The sequence below is a fragment of the Bacillus sp. P4_D3 genome (genome assembly GCF_056401855.1).
This window is the reverse complement of sequence record NZ_JBFUIN010000272.1, coordinates 1-4,205: the sequence shown is the minus strand read 5'-3', so window position 1 is coordinate 4,205 and position 4,205 is coordinate 1. Positions and strand designations below refer to the sequence as shown.

Annotated in this window: 4 protein-coding genes; 1 reads left to right on the top strand and 3 read right to left on the bottom strand. The window is 34.5% G+C overall.

All coding sequences use genetic code 11. The features are described from left to right. Together AC1DTM_RS19095 and AC1DTM_RS19090 are read right to left on the bottom strand one after the other, a co-directional pair. Positions 1-141 (bottom strand): transposase (locus tag AC1DTM_RS19095; RefSeq protein ID WP_326996674.1); only part of this gene is annotated, 141 nt, incomplete at its 3' end. Between the two features lie 271 nt (positions 142-412). Continuing rightward, positions 413-556, bottom strand: a complete 144-nt coding sequence (locus AC1DTM_RS19090) for a hypothetical protein (protein ID WP_002114510.1) — start codon at positions 554-556, stop codon at positions 413-415. A gap of 112 nt (positions 557-668) precedes the next feature. On the opposite strand from AC1DTM_RS19090, the gene AC1DTM_RS19085 reads away from it, so the two are divergent. Beyond that, on the top strand, positions 669-3,131 hold the full coding sequence (locus AC1DTM_RS19085; RefSeq protein WP_246908352.1) for a PAS domain S-box protein: 2,463 nt from the start codon (positions 669-671) through the stop codon (positions 3,129-3,131). Positions 3,132-3,354: 223 nt separating this feature from the next. Here AC1DTM_RS19085 and AC1DTM_RS19080 read toward each other — a convergent pair. Further along, positions 3,355-4,205: Cna B-type domain-containing protein (locus tag AC1DTM_RS19080; protein ID WP_477000661.1), on the bottom strand; the 851-nt coding region annotated here is incomplete at its 5' end.

Sequence of the window (4,205 nt, the reverse complement as noted above, 5' to 3'; positions counted from 1 at the left end):
GTAATTCTCGGATAACCTTACAAACATGTCTTTTGCATAGTCTGACATATCATCATCAAATACATTTCTTCTGTATTTCACAACCAACACAAGATGATAATACAACAAGAACACTGAATGATTATTACTATCTAATTTCATTTATATACCAACCTTTTTATCTTATAATACTGATTATATCGTATAGAAAATAAAAAGCACAGTTACGCGCTTTTTGGCTACGCCAAACCGAAATTCATCTCCCGCCTATCGTTGGGCTACGCCCTGCGCACGCTTGAGGAAGGAGAATTCTTTCGGGTAATCCGTTAAAAAATCATTCTCACACCTCTTTTTTTCGGAATTTTATTTAAGCCACTTAAAATCCCGAATAACAAACATAATCTCATTCGATACCAAATATATTAACGATTCATTAAAAATCGATTACAAACAAATCTGGAACGTGATTTTCTCTGGAATGAAAATTTTTTGTGCTGAAAATTATATAAAAATTGTTTTCCAACACACCCAATTGAAAATCCCGGTAAAAAGGAGCTAAATTTTCATCACTACTCATATCTCTCCTCCAAAAACAGTCTTATCTTTTAGAATAATAAGACTAATTACGATGCAAATTGTAGGATTTTTATACTTTTTGTCGAATACGTGTAAAAAGGAGGGAATATGGCATGCTGTTCACAGGATTCTTCATTAATCTATCTATTTTTTCTTTCCTAGCTAGTTCAGCTATTTTTATTCAAGTATTTATAAGGAAAATGGATTATAAATTTATCCATTTATTTTGGGGCACATATGCAGGTATCATAGCTGCCATTTTGATGATTTTTAATTTTAAGCACATGGGATTGTTTTATGACTTGCGAGCCGTTCCTCTTATTATTTCGTTTATTTATTTTGGTCGTACAGCTGGCTGGATTACGTTAATGTTTATTTTATTTATGCGTATTTTCTACCTTGGTGGTGATTGGGGACCAGCTTTGATAGCTGCTTTAGGAATTGCTACTATATATACTATATTCAAAACATATCTCAAAAATACCCATCCCTTTAAAAGCGTCTTTCTTTATCTAGCTGTTTATCTAGCCATAATTCATTGGGTATTTGGATTCTTTTTTCCTTCTATCTCACTTATACTTCTTGACATCCAAGGTACATTATTTATATCTTGCGGACTCTTAATTGGTGTTTTTCTTATGGAATCCTATCAAAATTTATATAACTTAACACAAGACCTAGCTAAAGCGAATGAAACTTTACTAGAATCAAAGCAAGTATTAAGGGATACCGTACATGAATTGCAAGGAGGTATTTTTAAATTTAAAAAAGAAAATGGGGATTTTATCCACACTTTATGTGATGGGCAGTTATTTTATCACCATGGGTTTCACTCCGAACAAGTGGTAGGAAAAAGTTTACTGACCATAGATTCTTCCATTGTTCCATTTCATTTACTTCCTCGACTACTAAAATATTATCAAGAGGCATGGGATGGTGAAGAAGTCAATTTCGAACTGCCATGGCCAACTGATGAGACTATTATCCTTTTCTCTCTTAGGCCTGTTAAAAGAGAGGGAACAGTGGTTGAGGTGGTTGGTTCTACGGTTGATATAACGAAAAGAAAAAATGCGGAAGATGAACTAAAGGTGACGAAAGAACGTCTGGAGTCATTTGTAAATCATAACGTAGATGCTATCACTATATTTGATTTAGATGGACATATGATACAAGCGAATAAAGCTTATGAGAAGATATTTGGTTGGTCAGAAAAAGAAAGCTTTGGAAAAAAATTACCTTGCGTACCTGATTTTTTAATGAATCAAACCTTAGAAACTATCAAAAACATTAAAAATATTAATACAAAAGACCTTGTTATAAATAGAGTAGAAACAGTTAGACAACGAAAAGACCACACGCTCATTGATGTAAGCTTGACAATTTCACCCATTTTAGATTTAAGGGGCAATGTAATTGCTTTATCAGGAATTTGTAGAGACATTTCTGAAAGGAAACAAGCAGAAAGAGAGCTGCATCAATTACACCAGCAATTAAGTGACAGTGAAATGAAATACCGTGCACTCATCGAACAAGCAACTGATGCAGTATATGTAGTGGAGCTGAATGAGGATCAATTTCCAACTCGCTTTGTCGAAGTAAATCCTGTTGCGTGTAAAAGGTTTGGATATAGTAGAGAAGAGCTTCTTTCGATGCCATTTCCTAGTGACGTTCCGCCAGATTCTCCAATGGTCCAAGGAATCATAGAAAAAATTAGAGAAGGGCAAACTGCTTTCACATTACAAGATGAATTTGTTTTTCCTAAAGGAAAGACCATGACAATTGAATTTTCTGTTCGTGTGTTTAACTTGAATGGAAAAAAAGTTTTCTTGAGTATCTCTCGAGACATCACCGAAAGGCTAAAAACAGAGGAATTATTACGAAAATCAGAGAAACTTGCTGTAGTAGGTCAATTATCCACTGCAATTGCCCATGAAATTAAAAACCCTTTAACAGCAATGAAAGGATTCATGCAGTTATTAAAACCAATGGAAAATAAGAACACTGAGCATTATATAGATATAGTGTTATCAGAGATTGAACGTATAGATAGTATTACTAATGAATTTATGACATTAGCAAAACCTGAAGCATTAGAAATTAAAACTAATGACCTGAATATATTAATGAAGCAAATCGTAATGTTACTTGAACCTCAAGCGATAATGAATTGCATACAAATTACAACTGAGTTTACATCTGATACTTCATTCATACTTTGTGAAGGAAATCAATTAAAGCAAGCTTTTATAAATGTCTTAAAAAATGCGATTGAAGCAACACCAATGGGAGGGGAAATCTTGATTCAAATCGAATATGCACCTGATAAAAAACAGGTAAACATTCAATTTACCGATTACGGGTGTGGAATTGAAAAAGAACGTTTACCTTATCTAGGGGAACCATTTTATAGTATCAAAGAAAATGGTATCGGTTTAGGATTAATGATTTGTTATAAAATTATTGAAAAGCACCAAGGAAAGATACTTATTGAAAGTGAAGTAGGAAAAGGAACAACAGTTAATATAAACCTTCCTATATCTACTCTCGAAAAAGAAAACTCTTATTCATCTTTTTAGGTACATCCTAGAACCATGAAGTATTAGTTTACAAACCAGTAGTTTTCTGTGAAAAAAACGGTAATTTCATTCCAAACCTAAAAGTTAGACTAAAGTCTTTCATACACTTTCCCATATTGCAAAACCTGTTATAACAAAAGAGTTTAAAATAAGGAAAGGCCGCAAAGCGTTTTACACAAAGCGCTTTACGGCCTTTTGATTTTTTATAGCATAACCAGTCTTTTTATCTCATTCGTTGACGAACAAATACGAATCCACCTAAAGCCATCAACAACATTCCTACAATATATGAAATCATCTCCATTGATGTTCCACCTGTTTTAGGAAGCCATACTGATGTCTTATTATTTTCTTTAGTAGGTGGAACTTTTGAATCTGTGCTTGGATCTTTTGGATCTGTGCTCGGGTCTTTTGGATCTACGCTTGGATCTTTTGGATCTATGCCCGGATCTTTTGGATCTACGCTTGGATCTTTTGGATCTATGCTCGGATCTTTTGGATCTACGCTTGGATCTTTTGGATCTATGCTCGGATCTTTTGGATCTACGCTTGGATCTTTTGGATCTATGCTCGGATCTTTTGGATTTTCTTTGATTTTTGTATTCGTAATATCATAACCTTTTACTTCGGATTTATATCCATCCACCGGTTGTTCTTTTACTTCATACTTGTACGCATTGCCTTCGGCATCGTATGCCGCTAAGTCTTTGAATGTATATTTCCAACCTGTTGCTTCACTTACTTCTTGTGTATTGATGACCTGACCGTTTTGTAGTAAATCTACTTTGATTGTTTTCGGACGATCTGTCGCATTGCCATCTTTCCACGTTTTCGTTCCTTCTACTGTTGTCTGTGCTACTTTTGTATTTGTAATGTCATAACCTTTTACTTCGGATTTATATCCATCCACTGGTTGTTCTTTCACTTCATACTTGTACGCATTGCCTTCGGCATCGTATGCCGCTAAGTCTTTGAATCCATATTTCCAGCCTGTTGCTTCACTTACTTCTTGCGTCGCAACTACTTGGCCATTTTGTAGTAAGTCTACTTTGATTGTTGCCGGACGATTTGTTG